Below are 24,159 nucleotides of genomic sequence, written 5' to 3'. Positions count from 1 at the left end.
AACATATTATTACTTCCAGGATAAGGACAAAGGCCTTAGCTCATCAATTACTGACAAGCTTCACAGTCAGGATTATCAATCGAACATGCCATAGGCACCGGCGCAGCTTGAGCAAAACCGTCTTCTTCAGCTACAGTTTCCGGTTTGGTTTCTACCACAGGAGCTGCAGCTACTGGGGCCGCTGCTGTGGCTTTAACAGCATTTAATGCACCGGTGTTAATAGTTGATTTCTCGGCTGAAGTAGCACCAAGCGCTCGCAGATAATAGGTTGTTTTCAGGCCACGCAACCATGCCATTTTATAGGTTAGATCAAGTTTTTTGCCATTGGCACCTGCAATATACAGGTTCAGAGACTGGGCCTGATCGATCCATTTCTGGCGTCGTGAAGCAGCATCTACAATCCAGCGTGGCTCAACTTCAAATGCAGTGGCAAAAATAGCTTTTAACTCATCTGGAATACGGGCAATCTTCTGTACAGAACCTTCAAAGTGTTTCAGGTCATTTACCATTACCGAATCCCACAGGCCGCGTTCTTTCAGGGCACGTACCAGATACGGGTTAATCACTGTAAACTCACCAGACAGGTTTGATTTTACATACAGGTTCTGGAAGGTTGGCTCAATTGATTGCGAAACACCACAAATATTAGAAATGGTTGCAGTCGGTGCAATGGCCATTACATTCGAGTTGCGCATACCGTCTTTCTGGACTTTGGCACGTAAAGTATTCCAGTCCAGACGTTGGGTACGGTCCACTTCAAACATACGGTCCGGGCGGGATTTTGCTACAATTTCCAGAGAGTCAATTGGTAAGATTCCTTGATCCCATAGCGACCCTTTGAAGGTTGAATAAGCACCACGCTCAACTGCAAGATCACTTGAAGTCTGAATGGCGTAGTAACTGATCACTTCCATAGATTCATCAGCAAATTCAACTGCTGCATCTGAACCGTAAGCCATGCCAAGTTCATACAGTGCATCCTGGAAGCCCATGATACCCATACCAACCGGACGGTGTTTCAGGTTAGAGTTTTTGGCTTGTGGTACAGCATAGTAGTTAATATCGATAACGTTATCGAGCATACGTACAGCTGTTTTTACGGTACGTGCCAGTTTCTCGCGGTCAAGCTTGCCGCCTTGTACATGCTGTACCAGGTTAATAGAACCGAGGTTACATACTGCAATTTCATCCTGATTGGTATTCAGGGTAATTTCAGTACACAGGTTGGAAGAGTGAACCACACCCACATGCTGCTGAGGTGAGCGCAGGTTACATACATCTTTGAAAGTAATCCAAGGATGACCTGTTTCAAACAGCATAGACAGCATTTTACGCCATAAGTCTTTTGCACGGATTTTCTTGTGCAACATGTTCTGTTCTTTGGCAACAGACTCATAATAAGCATAACGCTCCGCAAATGCTGAACCTGTCAGGTCATGCAGATCAGGCGTTTCAGAAGGAGTAAACAGGGTCCATTCACCATCTTCGAAGACACGCTGCATAAACAGGTCAGGTACCCAGTTGGCCGTGTTCATGTCATGGGTACGACGACGGTCATCACCTGTATTTTTACGTAGTTCCAGAAACTCTTCAATATCAAGATGCCAGGTTTCAAGATAGGCACATACTGCACCTTTACGCTTGCCACCCTGGTTAACCGCAACTGCAGTGTCATTTGCAACTTTAAGGAATGGAACTACACCTTGAGATTTGCCATTAGTCCCTTTGATATATGAGTTCAGCGCACGGACCGGGGTCCAGTCATTGCCCAGGCCACCAGCCCATTTTGACAGCATGGCATTATCACGCATTGCGCCATAGATATTGTAAAGATCGTCTGAAATGGTGGTCAGGTAGCAGCTGGAAAGCTGTGGACGCAGGGTGCCTGAATTAAATAGTGTTGGCGTAGATGCCATATAGTCAAAACTGGACAGCAGATTATAAAATTCGATTGCACGGGCTTCTCGATCATCTTCCTGAACAGCAAGTCCCATAGAAACGCGCATAAAGAATAGTTGCGGCAGTTCGAAACGTATCCCATTAGAATGGATGAAATAACGGTCAAATAAGGTTTGCAGGCCTAAATAGGTAAATTGGTTTGAACGTTCTGGCTGAATTGCTGCTGCCAGCTTTTTCAGGTCAAACTTCAGCAACTCGGCATCAAGCAGTTCAAGCTCGACCCCTTTTTTCAAGAAAGCTTCAAGCGCTTCACTTTCCGGTGTATCCTCAGACAATCCCAAAAATGCCAGACCGGTTGCCACCAGTTCATCACGTAACAGACGGGCCGTAACATAAGTATAGTTAGGCTCCTGTTCGATACGGGTACGTGTTGCCATCATCATGGTGGTGGCAATATCAGATGCTTTAACGCCGTTGTAGAGGTTTTTTACAGTTTCATCAATAATTGCCTGTACATCAATACCTTCCAGACCTTCACTAGCTTTTTCCAGTGTGGTTTGAAGTTTGCTCATGTCCAGTGGCTGAAGCTGTCCTTTACTGTCAGTAATCTGTAGTGTTGGATGGTGATGAGCGCCAGTTTGCTGGCGAGCTTGGTTACGCTGTTCACGATAAATAACATAAGCACGGGCAACTTTCTGCTCGCCAGTGCGCATAAGTGCCAGTTCAACCTGATCCTGAATTTCTTCAATATGAATCGTCCCGCCAGAAGGCAAGCGACGCTTGAAGGTATTCATGACCATTTCAGTTAATTGGGTAATCCGGTCATGGACGCGACTAGAGTCAGCACTTTGCTGGCCTTCTACCGCCAAAAATGCTTTACCAATCGCAACAGAGATTTTTTCTGCATCGAAAGCGGCAACCTCACCGGTGCGTTTAATCACCTGAAGTTGACCTGGGGTTGAAGTGATTGCGCTCATCTCAGTCGCTCTCCATTGTCATCTATTGTTATGTTTAATAAGCCTGATTCATCTGTTTGCAAAACAGGACAGCTGATCAGGATAAACACAAGACTTAGTGGTTTATATTTGAATTGGACACAAGATACGGGAATTTTTAGGGTATATCAATATTGACATTTTAGTAAAAATTTTTCTTGGAAAAGGCCTTTGCTTCGCAGCAAATTTTCCCATTTTCTGTCATTCAGCTATAAGCCTTATTGGCTAAGGCATAGCATAACAAAGCTGGTTCAGCATGCTTATAGATAACTATGTGGATAACTAAAAAAGCGACGAATCAATTACTCAGTTTCTGAACAATGCAATCTTTTGTATATAAAAATACATTTTATCGGTTAAAAAAAAGCTAAAATCCAGGACAAATACTAGAATTTATATAAAAGCCTAGTGATATCAAGCATTAAAAGAATATTACAAAACAATGCTGACATGTATCAGTTTGGTGAACAGCTACTTGTTTACAATGTAAACGTGTGTATATTGCGAATTATTAATGACGTATCACTGAGTTTCGATTCATTAAAGATACCAACAAACATATACATAGAGGCATATTTCATGAGCCAAGAAGAAAAGTTACCAAAAATTTTAATCGTTGAAGATGATGAGCGTCTTGCTCGTCTGACCCAGGAATACTTAATCCGTAACGGGTTGGAAGTGGGGGTGGAAACGGATGGTAACCGTGCAATCCGCCGTATCATCAGTGAACAGCCAGATATGGTCGTACTTGATGTAATGTTGCCAGGAGCAGACGGATTAACCGTTTGTCGTGAAGTGCGTCCACATTACCATCAACCGATTCTGATGCTTACAGCACGTACTGAAGACATGGATCAGGTACTGGGTCTGGAAATGGGCGCTGATGATTACGTGCCGAAACCAGTTCAGCCACGAGTACTATTGGCGCGTATCCGTGCACTGCTGCGTCGTACAGATAAAACTGTAGAAGATGAAGTAGCACAGCGTATTGAGTTTGATGATCTGGTTATTGACAATGGCGGTCGCTCGGTCACTCTCAATGGTGAGCTGGTTGATTTCACCAGTGCTGAGTATGATTTGCTGTGGTTACTGGCTTCGAACGCGGGCCGTATCTTATCACGTGAAGATATCTTTGAGCGTCTGCGCGGTATTGAATATGATGGTCAGGACCGTTCAATCGATGTACGTATCTCACGTATTCGTCCAAAAATCGGTGATGATCCAGAAAATCCAAAACGTATTAAAACTGTACGAAGCAAGGGATATCTGTTTGTCAAAGAAACCAATGGTCTATAAGATATAGCGGTTTTTTTGCTTCTAAACAAATTCATCTCCTTACAAGGTTGGTCGAGTGTTCAAACACAGTATATTCCTGCGTATATACGCAGGACTTGTAGTTCTGGTTGCTTTAGTTGCTGTATTTGGTTACCTGCTGGTCCAAATCATTAACTATCAACGGGCGCAGGAATATCGGGAATCACTCACAGATGGTATTTCTTATGTGATCAGTGAGGGGGTTTCCCGGCAGCCAAGTGAACAGCAAAAGCTGGACTGGATTGCGGATGCCTCTGATCTTCTGGAACTTTCAATCTATTATGTTGATGCCAGTAAAGTAGAGCTGTCACGTGCGGAACGCAAACGAATCAATAATTTGCAGGCAGTAGTACGTTATGATGCCAAGAATACAACTGCGTATATTATTCTTGGGCTAAAAGATGATCCTAAACATTATCTCTATGTCAAAGTAGACAAGATTGGCGAGCGTCAAATGAAGGCCTTGCCAATTTTTATTTTAGATTATCTGATTTACTATCCGGGTCAGGAGCGCGAATATCTGGCCAAGATTCAAAAATACTTTACTTATCCAATTTCTATTCAAAACCTGCATGAGCTCCAGCTCGATTCTGAACAGATCGGTCAGCTGCGTCAGGATCAGAGCATTATGCTCTATAAAGACAGCGCGACCATGCGTGGTACCAATATTACGATTATTTCACCAATGCCAAGCAATCCGTCTGAAGTGCTGGTGATTGGTCCTGTGCCGGTCTTTAACTGGATGCCATTCCAGCTGGCTGGTGGCATTACCTTGCTGAGCCTATTTTTATTGAGCTTGGGAGTTTACGGTTTAATTGTACCGCTAGAGCGCAAGATCCGTCAGGTACGTTATGCTTTAAACCGTATGAAATCTGGTGATCTGTCATTACGTGTACCGATTGAAGGTAATGATGAAATGGCTAATCTGGCAGCCAGTTACAACAATATGTCAGATCATATCCAGCGCCTTATTGAAGCACAACGTGAGTTGATGCGCGCCGTTTCACATGAGCTAAGAACACCAGTGGCCCGGATTCGCTTCGGTATGGAAATGCTGGCAGAAGAAGATGATTATGAATATCGTCTGCAACAGATTGAAATGATCGATAAGGATATTGAAGCACTGAATACCCTGATTGATGAAATTATGACTTATGCCAAACTGGAACAGGGGACACCTTCGCTTGAGTTTGAAGAACTTCCGCTGGTAGAAGTGCTGAGTCAGGTAGCAACCGAAACAGAAGCTTTAAAGACCCAAAAGGAAATTGAGTTGTTAGCACCAGCCCCTGATCTCCGGGTAGATGCTGAACGCCGCTACCTTCATCGTGTAGTACAAAATCTGGTGGGTAATGCAGTTCGTTATTGTGACCATAATGTGCGAATTTCGGGTGGTATCGATAAAGATGGGAAAGCTTTTGTCAGTGTTGAAGATGATGGAGCAGGTATTCCAGAAATAGACCGTGCCCGTATTTTTGAAGCCTTTGCTCGTCTAGATGACAGCAGAACCCGTGCTTCAGGTGGTTATGGACTGGGCCTTTCTATTGTCAGTCGTATTGCATACTGGTTTGGTGGAACCATACAGGTTGATCAGAGCCCGGACTTGGGAGGGGCACGTTTCATTATGACTTGGCCTGCTCAGCGTTTTAAACATGAAGCCAGAAAAAATCGTATCGATAAAAAAAGCACCTGACAGGTGCTTTTTTTATATTAGTCTTATTGCTGGATGGTGGGGTCAGGTGCAATCAGTGGATTACCTTGGCGTAAACCTTCTAAAGCTGCCTGATTAAAATCAACCAGAAGTTTATGATTTTCGACATCGATACGATGGTTAAGAATTACTTTACAGTCCCCATTGATAGTTTCAACTGTATATTCGTCCGCAATATTTAAAATGCCAGCCAGATTAACGGTAGTAGAAGCATAATCTTCAGTGAAAAGCTTATAAATATCGTTTAAGTCAAAAATGGCATTATTAACTTCTGGATATTTACGTACATACCCCTGTATATATTTAATCAGTAAATCTGCATATAAAAAATAATTAGGTTTATGGGTAAATTTTAAACTCATGTTATTGCTCCTTATTCTTTGATTTTAAGCATAACCTGTAGTGAAAATTAGCAGTGTATTAAGTTCATTAAAGCATGTAACTGAATTATCAAAAAATTATTGAGTGATCACAACACGGTCCCGTCCTGAGCGTTTAGCTTCGTAGAGAGCTAAATCAGCTTTATGCAGTAGTGCTTCTATATTGTGTGGGACTGCCGGATTAAATAAAGTCAGGCCAATACTGATCCGGATAGAAAATTGAGTCTCTGCATCTAGCTGGATGATATGTGTTTTTAAAGTTTCTCTTATCCTTTCAGCAATTTCAAATGCCTCAGCAGGACCAACATCAAGCAACACTATAGCAAACTCTTCACCACCTAACCGGCCAAAAAGATCATAGCCGCGCAAGCTGCGCCGAATAACTGCAGCACAGGCCCTTAATGCCTCATCTCCAGCCTGATGCCCATATTTGTCATTGATCAGTTTAAAATGATCAATATCAAGCATAAGTACTGCAAGTGACTGACTTTCCTGAGTGCGCTGTCTAAGAAGTAAATGGGCAGAACGCATAAATTGGCGCCGGGTTAAGCTGGCAGTCAGCTCATCATGTGCTACATGATGTTGAAGTTCCCGGATCAGTTGGGAACGGATGCGGTTAATACTTGAAACAGTTAAGGGGGCAATTGCCATGGTAATAATACCAAAGCGGAGTGAAATCATTTCCAGATAGTACTGTTCAGGATAAAGTGTCAGGTATTTATCTGACATGAAAAAAGCAATATAGAAGCAGCTAATTGATGTAATCAGTGCCACAGTAAAATGCCGGTAATTCAGGGCACACCAGATTAATGCTGCAATCGGATAAAGAATGGCGCCTGGGCCTGAATCGTAGTAACTGAGTGATAACGAAAATAACAGTACAAAAATGGGTAAGATATGCAGAAAGCTATATGGTCCATCTGCTGGGCGAAAGATCTGATGAATTCCTTTTTGATAAGGCAAGTTTAAAATAAGAGGCAAAATTAAAATCGCATTCTGTAACTCGGCACTAAACCAGTAACCAAAAATAGTCCAGAATGAGCCGTGAATAAGTTTGGTATCTAATTGAGGAAATAGACTGGCAATAAAGAGTGAGCTAACCAAACTGCCTATGCAGCAGAATAAAAGCAGAAACAAATAAAAATAGCCTTGGTGCAGTAGACGAAAATAAGGGCGAAATTTTATATAAAAGGCAAAGGCAATAATTACATAGAGCAAATTGGCAGTAGTGAAACCAAGGGCAATACTCCATGAGTGAAATGACAGAAGGTCTGAAACTACATAACCAGTAAAAGCACCTGCTAAAGTATAGGCATTTCGGGTAGCCGGAAAGCGTGCCAAGCAACCCAAGAGAATGGAGTTAGCTGGCCAGAAAGCTGCCAGATGATTAAAAGGACGGGTTGCAATACCCCACATGCAGCAAGCGAAAATCATTATTGCGAAGATGAAGAAGTATTGCCATGCCTGAACCTTTAGTATTCTTCCTTGAAAATAGGGCATGAGCTAAGCCTTGCAAGATATATAATTACAGTCTCATAAAAAGTTAATAAAGCATTGTTGTTTAAATGTTGATCATAGTTGAGTAATATTTATAAATACAGTCATGTTTTAAAGCAAGATCAAGAAAAATGTAAACTGAAAGAATAAGGATGTTAGAAAAGAATATTAATATGAAAAAACAATAGAGCTTGAGAATATTATTTTTTTAACCGATTTTATGGCTGTAAAAGTACAAGACTTGTCTATATAGGTTTAAAAACGAATAAAAAATCATCCAAAAGACTAAGTGCCTTTAACTAGCAAGTCAAATCATAAATCAGGTACAATTGGCGGGATTAATTTTATGTTTGGTATATTTAAACGGCCAATACATACATTCTTTGTTAATATAGGCCTGCCAGGAGTTATCCCCGCATGAGTGCCATTACTCCATACGATTGGGCAATTATTGCTTTCGTGATCGGCGTTACATTTCTTTGTGTTTTTATGCTGACAGTTCCCTTACTCCTTGGGGGTAAATCATGGGGGCGTGCCAAGCAGGAACAGTTTGAATCAGGTGTAGTGAGTGCCGGTGGTGCACGTATTCGCTTGTCTGCAAAGTTCTATCTTGTTGCTATTTTCTTCGTGGTATTTGACCTTGAAGCTCTCTATCTTTATGCATGGGCATCTTCTGTGCGCGAAGTGGGCTGGATCGGTTTTGCAACAGCCGCTGTATTTATTTTAGTTTTACTCGTTGGTTTGATTTACGAAATGTCGACAGGTGCACTGAACTGGGCACCTTCAGACAAGCGTAAAGCAGCAGGGATTAAACCTAAAGTAGGCTCACCTAATATGGATCTTGCAGAAATTACCCGCTTCAACTCTATCGACGAGCTGGTGATGGACCCAACGGGTCAGATTCCAGCTCAATCCTCAGGTCGTATGAAACAAAAAACATCGACTGTTTTGACATCTGAACAGGAGTAACTCGGGATGAAATATACCTTAACCCGTGCGAATCCAGATGCTGAGCAATATCCGCTTCAAGAGCGTCAAATCGTAACTGATCCGCTTGAGAGTGAAGTGAATAAAAATGTGTTCATGACCCGTTTAGAGGACGTGCTGCACACAGCTGTAAACTGGGGCCGTAAAAATTCTATCTGGCCTTTTAACTTTGGTACATCTTGCTGTTATGTAGAGTATGCAACGACCTTAACAGGCGTTCATGATATGTCACGCTTTGGTGCCGAGGTTATCCGTGCTTCACCGCGTCAGGCTGACCTGATGATCGTTGCCGGAACCTGTTTTACCAAAATGGCACCGGTAATTCAGCGTCTGTATGAACAGATGCTTGAGCCAAAATGGGTTATTTCCATGGGTGCCTGCGCCAACTCGGGCGGTATGTATGACATTTACTCTGTAGTCCAGGGTGTAGATAAAATTATTCCTGTAGATGTATATGTACCAGGCTGTCCGCCGCGTCCTGAAGCTCTGCTCCAGGCATTGATGCTGTTACAAGACCAGATTCAATTAGAGCGCCGTCCGCTTTCTACAATAATCGGTGATGATCTTCAGCCAGTATATAAGCCAAAGATGATGCCGGAACGGGACCGTAAACAGGCTCAGCGTATTGCTGTGACTAATTTGCGCTCTATGGATGAAATTGAATAATTTTAGCGACTGAATTTTTAAATGCACCCGTATGGGTGTAATTGTCGTTAGGGTTGACCAAATTTGTATTGAATAGGAAGCCAAGCCAATGGCTGAAACTGACATTGCTATGCCAGAATCAACGCCAGTTGATTCACGCCCAGCATTTGCAATTGTAGAAGAACTCAAAACCAAGTTTGGTGAGAACTTCTACGTGCAACCGACTTGTGAAAATTTTCCGACGGTCTGGGTCGAACGCGCACGTGTACAAGAAGTGCTGATGTTCTTGCGTACGGTAAGTAAGCCGTATGTGATGCTATTTGACTTGTCTGCGATGGATGAGCGTTTACGCCAGCATCGTGATGGTTTGCCTGCATCAGACTTTACTGTGTTCTATCATTTGTTATCGCTTGAGCGCAATACCGATATCCGGATTAAAGTGGCGCTGAATGAGCATGACCTGAACCTAGGTACCATTACCAATATCTGGCCAAATGCCAACTGGTATGAACGCGAAGCTTATGACATGTTCGGGATTAACTTCGAAGGTCATCCGATGCTTCGTCGTATTCTCTTGCCAACTTACTGGGAAGGTCATCCGCTTCGTAAAGAGTACTCTGCGCGTGCAACTGAATATACGCCATATATGCAGGACAAGGCCAAGCAGGACTATGAACAGGAGCATCTGCGTTTTGTACCAGAAGACTGGGGGCTAAAACGCGGCAATGCCGATGAAGACTTTATGTTCCTGAACCTGGGTCCTAACCACCCATCTGCGCATGGTGCATTCCGTGTCATCTTGCAGCTAGATGGTGAAGAGATTAAGGACTGTGTACCGGACATTGGTTATCACCATCGTGGTGCCGAAAAGATGGGTGAACGCCAGACTTGGCATTCATACATTCCTTATACTGACCGCGTAGACTATCTGGGCGGCTGTTCTCAGAACATGCCTTATCTGATGTCGATTGAACAGTTGGCTGGTATTACTGTGCCAGATCGTGCACAGTGTATTCGTGTCATGATGTCAGAGCTGTTTCGCATCAATAACCATCTGTTATATATCGGTACTGCGATTCAGGATGCCGGCGGTATGACTCCGGTGTTCTATATGTTTGCCGACCGCCAGAAAATTTATGATGCAATTGAAGCAATTACTGGTTTTCGTATGCATCCGGCCTGGTTCCGTATTGGTGGTACTGCACATGATCTGCCAAATAACTGGCAGAAACTTATCCGTGAAATCCTTGAGTGGATGCCGAAACGGATGAATGAATACTATACGGCTGCACTTCGCAACTCGGTGTTTATGGGCCGTACCAAAAACGTAGCACAGTATGATGCTAAAGCAGCATTGGCTTGGGGCGTGACGGGTACAGGTTTGCGTGCGACGGGTATTGATTTTGATGTGCGTAAATACCGTCCATATAGCGGTTATGAAAACTACGACTTTGAAGTGCCAGTAGAGTATGAAGGTGATGCTTACGCGCGTGTCATGGTTCACTTCCATGAAATTAACGAAGCACTGAAAATTATCAAGCAATGTTTGGATAATATGCCTTCTGGTGCTTATAAGGCAGACCATCCACTGGCTGTACCACCACCAAAAGATAAAACTTTAAAAGATATTGAAACCCTGATTACCCACTTCTTGAGTGTGTCTTGGGGACCTGTGATGCCAGCAGGTGAATCCGCAGTGATGGCAGAGGTGGTTAAAGGCGCGTCAACTTATTATTTGACTTCAGACAAGTCAACGATGAGCTATCGTACCCGTATCCGTACACCGACCTTCACGCACTTGCAGCAAATTCCTTCTGTGATTAATGGCAGCCTTGTGTCTGACTTGATCATTTATTTAGCGACTATTGATGTCGTAATGGCAGACGTGGATCGCTAAGGGGTAACGCATTATGATGATTTTGACTGACAAAAAACCACGTGTGAATGTCGAAGGGATTTTGACTTCTGAAGAAATCCATGAAATTCAGCATCACATTGGTCATTATCCCTATGCACGTGCGGCTTCACTGGACGCACTAAAATGTGTGCAGCGCCGTAACGGCTGGGTAGATGATGCCCAGCTTAATGCGATTGCCCAGCTGCTTTCAATCAGTACTGCTGATCTGGAAGGTGTTGCAACGTTTTACAACCGTATTTATCGCCAGCCTGTAGGGCGTCATGTGATCCTGTTGTGTGATTCGATTGCATGCTTTCTGATGGGTGCAGAAACTTTGGCAGAAGCATTTCAGCGTGAACTTGGCATCCAGTTTGGTCAAACGACTGCTGATGGCCGTTTTACCTTGCTACCAATTTGCTGCCTGGGCAACTGTGACAAAGGCCCAACGTTAATGATTGATGGAGATACTCACGGTCTGGTTGAAGTGACCTCTATCCAACAGTTATTGGAGAAGTATGTATGAATACCGAACCAAAACCAATTTACGGCGACGGTAACCCGGAAACTCATCCATTAACTTGGCGTCTAAGTAAACAAGAGCATGTACGTAGTGCTGATGACTATGAAACGCTTGAAGGTTATGAAGGCTTTAAAAAAGCGCTAGGTATGCCGCCAAAAGATGTACTGGAAATTGTCAAAGCTGCAACCGTTAAAGGACGTGGTGGTGCAGGCTTTCCGGCAGGTATCAAATGGTCGCTGATGGCGCCAAATGATAATTCAGGACCACGTTACCTAATCTGTAACGCCGATGAGATGGAGCCAGGTACGTTCAAAGACCGTTTGCTGATGGAGCGTTTACCGCATCAGCTGATCGAAGGTATGCTGATTGCAGGTTATACCCTGGAAGCGACTCATGGTTATATCTTCATCCGTGGCGAGTATATCGAAGCTGCACAGTATTTAAATGAAGCTTTGGAACAGATCCGTGCCAAAGGTTATTTGGGTGAAAATATCCTGGATACTGGCTGGAACTTTGAAATGTACGTGCACACTGGTGCAGGACGTTATATCTGTGGCGAAGAAACTGCACTGATCAACTCGCTAGAAGGCCGCCGTGCCAATCCGCGTACCAAACCGCCATTTCCACAGGTCGCAGGTGCTTGGGGACGTCCTACAATTGTCAACAACGTAGAGACTTACAACAATCTGCCAGCGATTATGCTGCGTGGTCCGGAATGGTATATCGGTCTGTCTGCAGGCAAGTCTAAAGATCCTGGTACCAAAATTTATGGTGCATCAGGCAAGGTAAAATTTCCGGGGCTATGGGAGCTGCCATTTGGTACTACGGCACGTGAAGTCATTGAAGAGCATGCCGGTGGTATGCGTGATGGACTGAAACTGAAAGCCTGGCTGCCAGGTGGTGCATCAACAGACTTTCTGACCGCCGATCATATTGATCTGCCAATGGACTCTGACAGTATCATGAAAGCTGGCTCTCGTCTGGGAACCTGCTTGCTAATGGTTTTTGATGAGAACCAGTGCATGGTTTCAGCGACCCGTAATTTAGAAGAATTCTTTGCGCGTGAATCTTGTGGCTGGTGTACACCGTGCCGTGATGGTTTGCCATGGAGTGTGAAAGCACTGCGTTCAATTGAAAATGGTGAAGGCAAGATGGAGGATATCCAGCATCTTCAGGAACTCACCAAGAAATTGTGGATTGGCAAAACATTCTGTGCCCACGCACCAGGTGCGATGGAACCGCTACAGAGCGCATTAAAATATTGGCGTCATGAGTTCGAAGCGAAGATCAAAGATCATGCTCCAGCTCGTGAAGCAGAACAAGCTTAAGGAATTCGACTATGGCTACAATTCATGTCGATGGAAAATCATACGAAGTTGACGGCTCAGAAAACCTGCTACAGGCCTGTCTGTCACTGGGTATCGATATTCCGTATTTTTGTTGGCATCCATCCTTAGGCTCTGTAGGTTCCTGCCGTCAATGTGCAGTAACCCAGTATGCAAATCCTGAGGATACGCGCGGTCGTCTGGTTATGTCATGTATGACCCCCGCGGCTGACAATACCTATATTTCGATTGAAGATAAGGAAGCGGTAGATTTTCGTGAGTCTGTCATTGAATTCTTGATGACAAACCACCCGCATGACTGTCCGGTATGCGAAGAGGGCGGCCACTGTCACTTGCAGGATATGACTGTGATGACCGGTCATGACCGCCGTCGTTACCGCTTTACCAAGCGGACGCATTACAATCAGGAACTGGGTTCATTTATTGCGCATGAAATGAACCGCTGTATCGCATGTTACCGCTGTGTACGTTATTACAATGACTATGCCGGCGGTACTGACCTGGGCGTATATGGCAACGCGTCACGTGTGTATTTCGGTCGTCCAGAATCAGGTGCCTTGGAATCTGAATTCTCTGGAAATCTGACAGAAATTTGTCCAACTGGTGTGTTCACTGATAAAACCCACTCAGAGCGTTATAACCGTAAATGGGACATGCAGTATGCGCCGAGCGTATGCCAAGGCTGTTCTTCAGGTTGTAATATCTCTCCGGGCGAGCGTTATGGTGAGCTGCGCCGTGTTGAAAACCGGTTTAACGGAGAAGTAAACCAGTACTTCCTGTGTGACAAGGGTCGTTTTGGTACCGGTTATGTCAACCGTGCCGACCGTCCACGTCAACCGCAGTTCCGTTCAGGTACTACAGTGACTACCGCAACTGTAGATGAAGCGCTGGATCAAACTATTGCCAAGTTAAAAGGTAAAAAAGTTCTGGGAATTGGTTCGCCACGTGCCAGCCTTGAATCTAACTTTGCACTACGCGAACTGGTTGGGCAGGAAAACTACTCAACAGGTATGAACCAGAAAGAGCAGTCACTGGTCGAGCTAGCCGCAGCTATCATGCAGACTGAGGGAATTTATAACCCGAGCATGCGTGAAATTGAAAGCTATGATGCCGTTCTGATTTTAGGTGAAGATCTGACCCAGACCGCACCACGTATGGCCTTGTCTGTACGTCAGGCTGCAAAAAATAAAGCCAAAGAAATGGCTGCAGAGCGCCGTACTCAAGAATGGCTGGCTGAACCGGTCAAGCGTATTGCTCAAGATGCAAAATCTCCGATTTATATCTTGGCTGCAACCCAGACCCGACTGGCAGATGTCGCTACAGGTGAAGTGGTTGCTTCTCCAAACGATATCGCGCGTTTAGGCTTTGCGGTCGCACAAGCAGTAGCGGGTGAAACCATTACTGGTCTGGATGACAGTGCATCTGCATTTGCACAGACTATTGCTGATACACTGAAAGCTGCGAAAAAACCTTTGATCATTTCAGGCACCAGCTTGCAAGATGCTGCCATCATGGAAGCTGCTGCACAGGTCGCACAAAATCTGGGTGCTCATGCCGGTTTAAGTCTGACTGTTCCTGAAGTGAATTCAATGGGGCTGGCTCTGCTTGGTGGCTTAAGTCTCGAACAGGCGTTTGCACAGGATTATGATGCAGTAATTGTGGTTGAAAACGATTTGTATCGTCGTCTGCCAGCTACCCGTATTGATGCCGCACTGGCTAAAGCGGCTGAGGTTATTGTATTGGATCATTCTGATACAGCGACTGTTGCTCAAGCATCGATTGTATTGTCTGCTGCAAGCTTTGCTGAAGGAGATGGTACGGTAGTTAGTCAGGAAGGTCGCGCACAGCGTTACTATCAGGTTTATGATCCGTCATACTATAACCCTGCTTATGCGATCAAGGAGTCTTGGCGCTGGCTGCATGCTTTACAGACCGGTCTTGAAGACAAGAACATTAGCTGGACTGTACTGGATGATGTCATTGAAAGTGTCGCCAAAAATGTACCTGTACTTGAAGCGATCCAAGATGTTGCTCCAGACGCAGGCTATCGTATCCATGGTCTGAAAATTGCGCGTGAACCACGTCGCTATTCTGGTCGTACTGCAATGCGTGCGCCGCTTTCTGTACATGAGCCAAAACAGCCAACAGATATTGACTCTGCATTAACCTTTTCTATGGAAGGTTATGTGGGTCCGCAAAAAGCATCATCTCTGGTACCATTTGCCTGGGCTGCGGGTTGGAACTCGCCACAAGCCTGGAATAAATATCAAGATGAAGTTGGTGGCCATTTAAAAGGTGGAGACTCCGGCGTGCGTCTGTTTGACCGTCTGGCTAAACGCCCGGCACGTAGCTATATTGCACCTGCGGCAGTTCTGGCAAATGCAGAAAGCTTCCGTCTGGTTCCAATGCATCACATCTTTGCTTCTGGTGAGTTCACTGTTAAAACACCAGCGATGGAAACCCGTATTCCTGAAGCGATGTTTGCTGTAGGTGAACAGGATGCCAGCCGCCTCAATGTACAAGATGGTCAGCGTATTACTGTTAAAACAGGGGATACCACCATCAGCCTTCCTGTACAAGTGATTGAATATTTACCGACAGGTTACATCGGTTATCCGGTAGGACTGGCACCTACGGTTTCCTTGGCTGAGCCTGTATCAGTTGCGGTAGGAGTGTAATCATGAACGAAACCTTACGCGTACTACCGCAATGGGCAGCCGGCTGGGAAACTACCTTTATGGTAGTACAGGCCATTATCGTACTGCTGGTGGTGGTATTAATGGCAGCGCTGATGTCTTTTATTGAGCGTCGCCTGCTGGCTGTCTGGCAGGACCGTTATGGTCCGAACCGTGTAGGTCCAGGCGGTATGTTCCAGATCGTAGCCGACATGCTTAAAATCATGTTCAAGGAAGACTGGACACCAAAATTCTCTGACAAACTGACATTCCGTCTGGCACCTGCGGTTGCGATGGCAACTGCAGTACTCTCATTTATGGTGATACCTGTATCACCAACTCTGGGCGTAGCCGATATGAGTATCGGCCTGCTGTTCTTTATGGCAATGGCTGGTATTGCAGTTTATGCCGTATTATTTGGCGGCTGGTCTTCAAACAACAAGTACGCATTACTGGGTGGCCTGCGTTCTGCAGCCCAAACGATTTCTTATGAAGTCTTCCTGGGTATTTCACTGATGGGTGTAGTTGCAATTGCAGGTTCTTTCAACCTGCGTGAAATTGTAGAAGCCCAGCGTGATATGTGGTTTATCATTCCCCAGTTCCTTGGTTTTATGATCTTCGTGGTCGCAGGCGTAGCGGTGACTCACCGTCATCCATTTGACCAACCGGAAGCCGAACAGGAACTTGCAGAAGGTTACCATGTTGAATATGGTGGTATGAAATGGGGGATGTTCTTCGTTGCTGAATACGTCAACATCATCCTGATTTCTGCCCTGATTGTGACTCTGTTCTTTGGTGGATGGCTTGCACCATTCAATCTTGAAATTCCGTTCTTGCCACCAGCATTCTGGTTCATTATTAAAACTGCTTTCTTTGTAATGATGTTTGTGTTGGCTCGTGGTTCACTTATGCGTCCACGATATGACCAAGTGATGAATTTCGGCTGGAAAGTGTGTCTGCCATTGGCGTTAGTAAACCTATTGGTAACTGGCGCTGTTATTCTGATGAATGCGGCCTAGGACAGCAGGGAGTTAAAAATGTATAAAATTCTAGCTGGAGTTGGGTCAATTGTTCGTACGCTATGGATGGTCTTCACCCATGTCGGACGTAAACGTGACACCATTTTATATCCGGAAGTACCTGCTGAGCAGATCGTACCGCCACGTTATCGTGGACGGATTATTCTGACACGTGACCCGGATGGTGAAGAGCGTTGTGTTGCCTGCAACCTGTGTGCTGTCGCCTGTCCGGTAGGCTGTATTTCACTGCAAAAGGCAGAGAAAGAAGATGGCCGCTGGTATCCGGAATTTTTCCGTATCAACTTTTCACGTTGTATCTTCTGCGGTATGTGTGAAGAAGCATGCCCAACCACAGCCATTCAGCTGACACCTGACTTTGAACTTGGTGAATATGTTCGTCAGGATCTGGTCTATGAAAAAGAACATCTGCTAATTTCTGGTCCTGGCAAATATCCTGACTACAATTTCTATCGTGTAGCAGGTATGGCAATCGAAGGCAAAGACAAAGGTCAGGCACAAAAAGAAAGTGCACCTATTGATGTACGGAGTCTATTACCATGATGTGGCCATTCTATCTAATGGCTCTTGTGGCCATTATCTCGACGATTCGTGTGGTAACCAACACCAATCCGGTACATGCTTTACTCAGCCTGATTGTTTCACTTCTGGCAGTAGCAGGTATTTTTCTGATCGTAGGTGCGCCGTTTGCTGGTGCACTTGAAGTGATCGTTTATGCAGGCGCTATTATGGTGCTGTTCGTGTTCGTGGTTATGATGCTGAATCTGGGGCAGCAAACCATGGAGCAGGAGCGTAAATGGTTAAACTCATCTGCCTGGGCCTACCCGGCACTGATGTCATTCCTGATGGGACTGATTTTAGTGTGGATGCTCGGTGGTGAATACACTACTGCAGGTGCTACGCTCGGCCGTGAAATTATCGGACCCAAGGCTGTAGGTCAGTCACTCTTTACACATTATTTATTATTGGTTGAGGTTGCCGCAATGCTGCTTCTGGCTTCGCTGGTTGCTGCATTCCATATTGGTCGACGTGAACCGGGTGCAGAAGAGGAAAACAATAATGGGTAACATCCCTCTAGAACATGGTTTGATTGTCGCGACCATTCTTTTTGCACTGGGCTTTTATGGTGTAATGGTACGACGTAACCTTTTGTTTATGTTAATGAGCCTTGAAGTCATGATGAATGCAGCAGCATTGGCATTTGTATTGGCGGGTAGTGCCTGGGCACAGCCGGATGGACAGATTATGTTTATCCTGATTCTGACCTTGGCAGCAGCAGAGGCTTGTATCGGTCTCGCGATCGTCCTTCAGTTTTATCATCGCTTCCATCATCTGGATGTGGATGCTGCTAGTGAGATGCGCGGATGAGCTATTTATATTTAACAGTATTATTCCCGCTGATCGGTTTTCTCTTGTTGGCGGCAGGACGCGATAAGCTTTCTGAAAATATCTCTGCAGTAATCGGTGCAGGCTCAGTAGGCCTATCTGCTCTGATCGCACTGATTGCCGGTATGGAATTTGTCGGTAATGGTTCAGTGGCTCAGGTTCAGCATTTGTGGACTTGGTTCAGTGTTGGTACATTTGCTCCTGGCATTAGTCTGCATCTGGATGGTCTATCTTTGTTGATGACCGGTATGATTACTGGGGTAGGTTTTCTGATCCATATCTTTGCTTCGTGGTATATGCGTGGTGAAGAAGGTTATGCACGCTTTTTCTCTTACTTCAACCTGTTTGTAGCAAGCATGTTGTTGTTAGTACTTGGCGATAACCTAGCACTTTTATTCTTGGGCTGGGAAGGCGTGGGCCTGTGTTCATATCTGCTGATCGGTTTTTATTATTCGAATCCTGCTAATGGCTGGGCGGCAATTAAAGCCTTTACCGTGACTCGTGTAGGTGATGTATTCCTGCTGATTGCATTATTCCTGCTTTATCAACAGTTCGGAACATTAAATATCCAGTATATCGTGGCAAATGCAGCTCAGGTCATGACTCTAAGCTCGTCACTATCTATCTGGACTGCTTTAATGTTATTCCTTGGAGCAGCCGGTAAATCTGCACAGATACCACTGCAAACTTGGCTTGCAGATGCAATGGCAGGTCCAACACCTGTTTCTGCACTGATCCATGCCGCTACTATGGTAACTGCAGGTGTCTACCTGACCTGCCGTATGTTTGCTGTAATGGAAATGGCGCCAGAAGTGATGCAGTTTATCTCTATTACTGGTGCGGTTACTTTGCTGGTTGCTGGTTTTGCTGCCTTGGTACAGACCGATATCAAACGTATTCTGGCTTACTCAACCATGAGTCAGCTGGGTTACATGTTTATGGCGGTTGGTGCAGAAGCTTATCAAGCAGGGCTGTTCCACATGCTGGCACATGCTTTCTTTAAAGCATTACTGTTCCTGTCTTCAGGTGCAGTGATTCTGGCTTGTCATCATGAACAGAATATTTTCAAAATGGGTGGCTTACGCAAGAAAATTCCATTTGTGTTCTGGTGCTTTGTTATTGGTGGTGGTGCACTGGCAGCGTTACCAATCGTGACCGTGGGCTTCTTCTCTAAAGATGCGATCCTTGGTGCAGTTTATGCACAGTCAGCCATGTCCAACCTGCCACTTTATAATACATTGTACTGGGTAGGGGTAGGGGGTGCTTTCCTCACTTCAATTTATACATTCCGCCTGATCTGGGTAGTATTCTTTGGTGAAGAGAAGACTCATGCGCATGAAATTAAGGGAGTAACCTATTGGGGTCCGCTGGCAATCCTTGCAGCGTTGTCAACTGGTTTGGGTTACTTCTTGCAAGGTCCAGTAAATAAGCTTCTGGCTACAGCTATTCCTGCATTTAGTATTCCTGAAACGCTGGAAGATGCGGTTGCACATGCCGAGCATCTAGCAAGCGGTGTTGCAATTGCTGGTCTGATCGTGGGAATTATCCTGTTTGCTTTTGCTTACAATGTCGTAAAAAGCATTGCCAATACATCGTTTGGTACAGGTATTGCCAATATCTGGCGTAATGCTTTTGGCTTCGATGCCCTTTATCATCTTGTTTTTGTAAAACCATATTTGCTCATCGCGAAGATCATGGGTCGTGATCCGATTGACAGTCTGTGGCTGGTTCTGCCTGCGCTAGTTAAAAGCGGCAACAGCTTTACAAGTTCTCGTCAAACCGGTTTGCTACGTGAATACGCATCTAGCATGTCACTCGGGGTAGTGGTGTTGCTGATGATCCTGATCGTGATTCAGGTAGTGGGGAAATAAAATGGAAAACAATTTAATTTTACCCGCGCTGATCCTTGTTCCGTTCATTGCAGGTTTTATTTGCTGGCTGGTCGACAAGCTCGACCAACATCTACCACGCTGGATTGCTTTAATTGGCATGCTCGTTACTTTGGGCCTGACCATTGCTCTTTGGCAGACTGGTACTTATGACTATAGCTTGGGCCAGAAGGTTCCAACCTGGTCTGCAGAGTTTGCACTACCTTGGATTCAAACCCTGGGTATCAATATTCATTTGGCAGTAGATGGACTTTCTTTACTCATGGTCGGCCTGACAGCACTTCTTGGTGTGCTGGCAGTAGGCTGTTCATGGGGTGAAATCCAGAAAAATGTTGGTTTCTTCCACCTGAACTTATTATGGTCTCTAGGTGGAGTCATCGGGGTATTTCTGGCTATCGACATGTTCCTGTTCTTCTTCTTCTGGGAGATGATGCTGGTGCCGATCTACTTCCTGATCGCACTTTGGGGACATAAAGGTTCAAATGGACGTTCGCGTGTTTATGCGGCAACCAAGTTCTTTATTTATACGCAGGTTGCAGGCCTGATCATGCTGATCGGTATTCTGGGGCTGGTGATTTACGGTTATATGATGACCGGTACCATCAACTTCAGCTATAACTATCTGCTGGGCGTTGCCAATGCACTGGACACTCAGCTGCCTTCAGTTGCATACGCATTTATGATCTGTATGTTTATCGGGTTTGCGGTCAAGTTGCCAGTATTCCCGTTACATGGCTGGTTACCAGATGCCCATGCTCAGGCGCCTACAGCAGGTTCGGTTGACCTTGCAGGGATCCTGATTAAGACTGCTGCTTATGGTTTGCTCCGTTTTGTTATTCCGTTCTTCCCGGCAGCATCTGCAGATTTTGCCAATATCGCTATTATCTTTGGTTTGATCGGTATTTTTTACGGCGCATGGTGTGCTTTCCAGCAAACAGACATGAAGCGTCTGCTGGCTTACACTTCCATTTCGCACATGGGTTTTGTGTTATTGGCGCTATATGCCGGTAATATCCTGACCTTCCAGGGTCTGATGATCATGATGCTGGCTCATGGTTTGTCGTCTGCTGCATTGTTTATTATGTGTGGCCAGATTTATGAGCGTCTGCATACACGTGATATGCGTCTGATGGGCGGTATTCGCGGTCAGTTCCAGTATCTGCCATTCTTCCTGATGTTCTTTGTGGCAGCGTTAGTCGGTATTCCTGGTTTGGGTAACTTCATTGGTGAGTTCCTGATCCTGATGGGTTCTTATGCAAAATTCCCAGTATTTACAATTCTTGCAGCAGTCAGTCTGGTATTTGCCGGTCTGTATGGTTTAATCCTGATTCACAAAGCTTTATTTGGTGTGCCAAATGAAGAACAAAAGCAGCATTATTCACATCCATTAAAAGATCTGAATGCTCGTGAAATGGTAATTCTGCTGATCTGTGCGCTAGGTCTAGTCTGGCTTGGTCTCTATCCACAAACTTTCCTTGATGTGTCCAACTCAAGTATGGCGTGGTTAGCAAATAGCTACATTCCTGTTCAAGAAGTCGTTGATGTCACCCAGCAGGTGTCGACTCAACTCGAAAATGTGGAGATCCAATAAGCCATGAACTTCACAATGTCATTTTCCGAGCTTATGCCATTAGCTCCTGTGATGATCGTGGCCTTAACTGCGATCGTGGTAATGATCCTCACGGCCATCAAACGTAACCATAACTTGATTGCTACTGCCACAGTAGTGGGTTTAAACCTGTCCGTCATCTATATCCTGATGGAAATGTTCGGTGGTCATTTTGTACCGGCGAATGTTATGGGCATGTTTATGGTTGATCCATTTACCATGCTGTACCAGTTACTGATCTTGATCGCTGCGCTGGCCTGTTCAACACTGTCTCATGCTTATATCGAGACCTATAAGAGTAACCGTGAAGAGCTGTATATTCTGCTACTGACTTCAGTGGTTGGTGCAATGCTGATGGTTTCAAGCAGTCACTATGCATCTTTCTTTATCAGCCTCGAACTGATGTCAATTCCGGTTTACGGTTTGCTGGCCTATACACATCAGCGCGCCCGTTCTCTTGAATCTGGTGTGAAGTACCTGGTGCTGTCAGCTACTGCTTCAGCTATGCTGCTGATGGGTATGGCATATATCTATGCTTATACTGGCTCACTGTCATTCTATGACTCTGTACAGGCACTCATGCAGGCAATCCAGCAACCAATGGTAATTATTGGTCTGGGACTGATTATCTTTGCTATTGCATTTAAACTATCGCTGGCGCCATTTCATAAATGGACGCCTGATGTTTATGCAGGTGCACCAGCACCGATGGCAACCTTCCTTGCTACCGCAGCAAAAGTAGCGACTATTGGCCTGTTTGTGCGCTATATACTCACTTCAGGTGCGATCCTGATTGAGTCATTAGTGACTATTATTACCATTATTGCAGTTTTATCGATTCTGGTCGGTAATCTGCTGGCAGTTCGTCAAGTAAACTTAAAGCGCATTCTAGGTTATTCATCGATTTCGCATTTCGGTTATCTGCTGATTGCACTGGTCAGCATGACCTATGTAAGTCTGGGCAGTGTAAGCGTTTATGTGATTACTTATGTATTAACTACGATCGGCGCTTTCGGTGCTGTTGCCCTGATGTCGAGTCCATATAATAATCTGGATGAAGCTGAATTACTGGCAGATTACCGAGGTCTGTTCTGGCGCCGTCCGGTTCTGACTGCAACCTTAACTGTCATGATGCTGTCTTTAGCCGGTATTCCGTTGACTGCAGGCTTTATTGGTAAGTTTCTTGTAGTTATGGCAGCAGTTACTACCCAGCACTGGTTCTTGGCTGCAATGGTGATTGTAGGTTCGGGTATTGGTCTATATTACTACCTGCGTGTAATGGTGGTTATGTATATGACGCCGCCTGAGACACCACGTATCGATGCAGATAAGCACTGGGGCCAGAAAGTCGGCGGTTTAATGGTTCTTGGTGCAGCTGTGCTGGTATTGTTCCTGGGTATCTATCCAGATCCGATGATCAAGCTTGCGCTCCAAGCCGAGATTTTGTCTCCAATCCACTTCATGTTAAGTCAGCAATAATCCTTAAAAATTATTGGATTTAACAAAAAAAGCCCCCAGACATTGGGGGCTTTGCTTATTTCAGATATAAAAAACATTTATAATGTCCCCAACTAAAACTTATTCTTTAGGTGTTCTCCCGTGCCCATTCAAGAAATCCGACATCCATTAATCCGTCATAAAATTGGCCTTTTGCGTCGTGCCGATATTAGCACCAAGAATTTCCGTGAACTGGCTCAGGAAGTTACTATGCTGCTGACTTATGAAGCAACACAGGATCTGCCAGTAGTTGACCATGAAATCGCAGGATGGGCAGGACCAGTTACAACTCAACGTATTGCCGGTAAAAAAATTACCGTAGTACCAATTTTACGTGCCGGCATTGGTATGCTGGACGGTTTTTTAAACCTGATTCCGAGCGCCAAAGTTTCTGTATTGGGGCTTGAACGTGATGAAGAAACATTAGAAGCGCGGACTTACTATAAGAAACTGGTTCCAGATGTACAAAATCGTATTGCCATGATTATTGATCCAATGCTGGCCACAGGTGCTTCGCTAGTGGCCGCAATTGATGTCCTTAAAGCCAGTGGCTGTAAGGATATCCGGGTGATGGTCCTGGTTGCAGCGCCTGAAGGAATCAAGAAAGTAGAAGATGCTCATCCAGATGTGCGTATTTTTACTGCTTCAATTGATGAAGGACTAAATGCACAGGGGTACATTGTGCCGGGTCTAGGGGACGCAGGCGACAAGATTTTTGGTTCAGTACAAAAAGACTAAAATATTTGCTGTCGAGGCAAGAAAGAGGCAAAAGCCTCTTTTTTTTATTAGAATATTTTAAATTTGAAATACTGCAAATTATGCTGTTAAGGTTAAGAGCATAACATTATAGCAGAGACCTGTACCCGCTTAATCTGGCT

19 protein-coding genes are annotated in these 24,159 nt (G+C 44.9%); 16 read left to right on the top strand and 3 right to left on the bottom strand.

Annotated features, from left to right (window positions below):
* Positions 1-47: 47 nt before the first annotated feature.
* Positions 48-2,876, bottom strand: a complete 2,829-nt coding sequence (locus AC0VYT_RS11895; protein ID WP_017400934.1) for a ribonucleoside-diphosphate reductase subunit alpha — start codon at positions 2,874-2,876, stop codon at positions 48-50.
* Between the two features lie 597 nt (positions 2,877-3,473).
* Here AC0VYT_RS11895 and bfmR point away from each other — a divergent pair.
* Together bfmR and bfmS are read left to right on the top strand one after the other, a co-directional pair.
* Positions 3,474-4,190, top strand: coding sequence for a response regulator transcription factor BfmR (gene bfmR, locus AC0VYT_RS11890; protein ID WP_005018641.1), 717 nt, complete (start codon positions 3,474-3,476; stop codon positions 4,188-4,190).
* Positions 4,191-4,245: 55 nt separating this feature from the next.
* Entirely contained in the window at positions 4,246-5,898 is a 1,653-nt protein-coding gene (bfmS, locus tag AC0VYT_RS11885) for a sensor histidine kinase BfmS (RefSeq protein ID WP_034675732.1), read from the top strand.
* 23 nt (positions 5,899-5,921) lie between these two features.
* Here the strand turns inward: bfmS and AC0VYT_RS11880 are convergent, their stop codons facing one another.
* Together AC0VYT_RS11880 and AC0VYT_RS11875 are read right to left on the bottom strand one after the other, a co-directional pair.
* The gene (locus tag AC0VYT_RS11880; RefSeq protein ID WP_005018643.1) at positions 5,922-6,278 is read right to left on the bottom strand and encodes a hypothetical protein; all 357 of its coding nucleotides are present in this window, start codon (positions 6,276-6,278) and stop codon (positions 5,922-5,924) included.
* A gap of 96 nt (positions 6,279-6,374) precedes the next feature.
* Positions 6,375-7,796, bottom strand: coding sequence for a GGDEF domain-containing protein (locus AC0VYT_RS11875; protein WP_005018644.1), 1,422 nt, complete (start codon positions 7,794-7,796; stop codon positions 6,375-6,377).
* A gap of 414 nt (positions 7,797-8,210) precedes the next feature.
* Here AC0VYT_RS11875 and AC0VYT_RS11870 point away from each other — a divergent pair, with 414 nt between their 5' ends.
* From AC0VYT_RS11870 to upp, 14 genes are all read left to right on the top strand, one after another.
* Positions 8,211-8,762, top strand: coding sequence for an NADH-quinone oxidoreductase subunit A (locus tag AC0VYT_RS11870; RefSeq protein WP_005018657.1), 552 nt, complete (start codon positions 8,211-8,213; stop codon positions 8,760-8,762).
* A gap of 6 nt (positions 8,763-8,768) precedes the next feature.
* Entirely contained in the window at positions 8,769-9,446 is a 678-nt protein-coding gene (locus AC0VYT_RS11865; protein WP_005018660.1) for a NuoB/complex I 20 kDa subunit family protein, read from the top strand.
* 88 nt (positions 9,447-9,534) lie between these two features.
* On the top strand, positions 9,535-11,322 hold the full coding sequence (nuoC, locus tag AC0VYT_RS11860) for an NADH-quinone oxidoreductase subunit C/D (RefSeq protein ID WP_005018663.1): 1,788 nt from the start codon (positions 9,535-9,537) through the stop codon (positions 11,320-11,322).
* Between the two features lie 13 nt (positions 11,323-11,335).
* Positions 11,336-11,845 carry an NADH-quinone oxidoreductase subunit NuoE gene (gene nuoE / locus AC0VYT_RS11855; protein ID WP_005018664.1) on the top strand — a complete coding sequence of 170 codons (510 nt, stop codon included), beginning with the start codon at positions 11,336-11,338 and terminating at the stop codon, positions 11,843-11,845.
* On the top strand, positions 11,842-13,170 hold the full coding sequence (gene nuoF / locus AC0VYT_RS11850) for an NADH-quinone oxidoreductase subunit NuoF (RefSeq protein ID WP_005018667.1): 1,329 nt from the start codon (positions 11,842-11,844) through the stop codon (positions 13,168-13,170). Before nuoE ends, nuoF begins: the two co-directional genes overlap by 4 nt.
* Before the next feature lie 11 nt (positions 13,171-13,181).
* Positions 13,182-15,866 carry an NADH-quinone oxidoreductase subunit NuoG gene (gene nuoG, locus AC0VYT_RS11845; protein ID WP_005018669.1) on the top strand — a complete coding sequence of 895 codons (2,685 nt, stop codon included), beginning with the start codon at positions 13,182-13,184 and terminating at the stop codon, positions 15,864-15,866.
* A 2-nt stretch (positions 15,867-15,868) separates the two neighbouring features.
* A complete protein-coding gene (gene nuoH, locus AC0VYT_RS11840) occupies positions 15,869-16,882 on the top strand; it encodes an NADH-quinone oxidoreductase subunit NuoH (protein WP_005018671.1) in 1,014 nt (337 codons plus the stop codon).
* An 18-nt stretch (positions 16,883-16,900) separates the two neighbouring features.
* Positions 16,901-17,443 carry an NADH-quinone oxidoreductase subunit NuoI gene (gene nuoI, locus AC0VYT_RS11835; protein WP_005018674.1) on the top strand — a complete coding sequence of 181 codons (543 nt, stop codon included), beginning with the start codon at positions 16,901-16,903 and terminating at the stop codon, positions 17,441-17,443.
* Positions 17,443-17,967 (top strand): NADH-quinone oxidoreductase subunit J, encoded by a 525-nt coding sequence (gene nuoJ / locus AC0VYT_RS11830; protein WP_171053883.1) that lies wholly within the window; start codon positions 17,443-17,445, stop codon positions 17,965-17,967. Before nuoI ends, nuoJ begins: the two co-directional genes overlap by 1 nt.
* Complete coding sequence (gene nuoK, locus AC0VYT_RS11825) at positions 17,960-18,268, top strand: NADH-quinone oxidoreductase subunit NuoK (protein ID WP_005018679.1); 309 nt, start codon at positions 17,960-17,962, stop codon at positions 18,266-18,268. Before nuoJ ends, nuoK begins: the two co-directional genes overlap by 8 nt.
* Positions 18,265-20,157: an NADH-quinone oxidoreductase subunit L gene (gene nuoL / locus AC0VYT_RS11820; protein ID WP_005018682.1), complete on the top strand. Its 1,893-nt coding sequence runs from the start codon at positions 18,265-18,267 to the stop codon at positions 20,155-20,157. Before nuoK ends, nuoL begins: the two co-directional genes overlap by 4 nt.
* Before the next feature lies 1 nt (position 20,158).
* Positions 20,159-21,766 carry an NADH-quinone oxidoreductase subunit M gene (gene nuoM / locus AC0VYT_RS11815; RefSeq protein WP_005018684.1) on the top strand — a complete coding sequence of 536 codons (1,608 nt, stop codon included), beginning with the start codon at positions 20,159-20,161 and terminating at the stop codon, positions 21,764-21,766.
* Between the two features lie 3 nt (positions 21,767-21,769).
* Entirely contained in the window at positions 21,770-23,263 is a 1,494-nt protein-coding gene (nuoN, locus tag AC0VYT_RS11810) for an NADH-quinone oxidoreductase subunit NuoN (RefSeq protein ID WP_248130380.1), read from the top strand.
* Positions 23,264-23,383: 120 nt separating this feature from the next.
* Positions 23,384-24,019, top strand: coding sequence for a uracil phosphoribosyltransferase (gene upp, locus AC0VYT_RS11805; RefSeq protein ID WP_005018688.1), 636 nt, complete (start codon positions 23,384-23,386; stop codon positions 24,017-24,019).
* Positions 24,020-24,159 lie beyond the last annotated feature (140 nt).

This window comes from Acinetobacter sp. QJM3NY_42 (genome assembly GCF_056173745.1).
Note: the sequence above shows the minus strand (reverse complement) of the source record. Positions and strands in the feature narration are given on the sequence as shown.

Excerpts from the sequence above, each read along its gene's own strand:
- AC0VYT_RS11895 (WP_017400934.1), bottom strand. The coding sequence starts at position 2,876 with ATGAGCGCAATCACTTCAACCCCAGGTCAACTTCAGGTGATTAAACGC.
- bfmR (WP_005018641.1), top strand. The coding sequence starts at position 3,474 with ATGAGCCAAGAAGAAAAGTTACCAAAAATTTTAATCGTTGAAGATGAT.
- AC0VYT_RS11880 (WP_005018643.1), bottom strand. The coding sequence starts at position 6,278 with ATGAGTTTAAAATTTACCCATAAACCTAATTATTTTTTATATGCAGAT.
- AC0VYT_RS11875 (WP_005018644.1), bottom strand. The coding sequence starts at position 7,796 with ATGCCCTATTTTCAAGGAAGAATACTAAAGGTTCAGGCATGGCAATAC.
- AC0VYT_RS11870 (WP_005018657.1), top strand. The coding sequence starts at position 8,211 with ATGAGTGCCATTACTCCATACGATTGGGCAATTATTGCTTTCGTGATC.
- AC0VYT_RS11865 (WP_005018660.1), top strand. The coding sequence starts at position 8,769 with ATGAAATATACCTTAACCCGTGCGAATCCAGATGCTGAGCAATATCCG.
- nuoC (WP_005018663.1), top strand. The coding sequence starts at position 9,535 with ATGGCTGAAACTGACATTGCTATGCCAGAATCAACGCCAGTTGATTCA.
- nuoE (WP_005018664.1), top strand. The coding sequence starts at position 11,336 with ATGATGATTTTGACTGACAAAAAACCACGTGTGAATGTCGAAGGGATT.
- nuoF (WP_005018667.1), top strand. The coding sequence starts at position 11,842 with ATGAATACCGAACCAAAACCAATTTACGGCGACGGTAACCCGGAAACT.
- nuoG (WP_005018669.1), top strand. The coding sequence starts at position 13,182 with ATGGCTACAATTCATGTCGATGGAAAATCATACGAAGTTGACGGCTCA.
- nuoH (WP_005018671.1), top strand. The coding sequence starts at position 15,869 with ATGAACGAAACCTTACGCGTACTACCGCAATGGGCAGCCGGCTGGGAA.
- nuoI (WP_005018674.1), top strand. The coding sequence starts at position 16,901 with ATGTATAAAATTCTAGCTGGAGTTGGGTCAATTGTTCGTACGCTATGG.
- nuoJ (WP_171053883.1), top strand. The coding sequence starts at position 17,443 with ATGTGGCCATTCTATCTAATGGCTCTTGTGGCCATTATCTCGACGATT.
- nuoK (WP_005018679.1), top strand. The coding sequence starts at position 17,960 with ATGGGTAACATCCCTCTAGAACATGGTTTGATTGTCGCGACCATTCTT.
- nuoL (WP_005018682.1), top strand. The coding sequence starts at position 18,265 with ATGAGCTATTTATATTTAACAGTATTATTCCCGCTGATCGGTTTTCTC.
- nuoM (WP_005018684.1), top strand. The coding sequence starts at position 20,159 with ATGGAAAACAATTTAATTTTACCCGCGCTGATCCTTGTTCCGTTCATT.
- nuoN (WP_248130380.1), top strand. The coding sequence starts at position 21,770 with ATGAACTTCACAATGTCATTTTCCGAGCTTATGCCATTAGCTCCTGTG.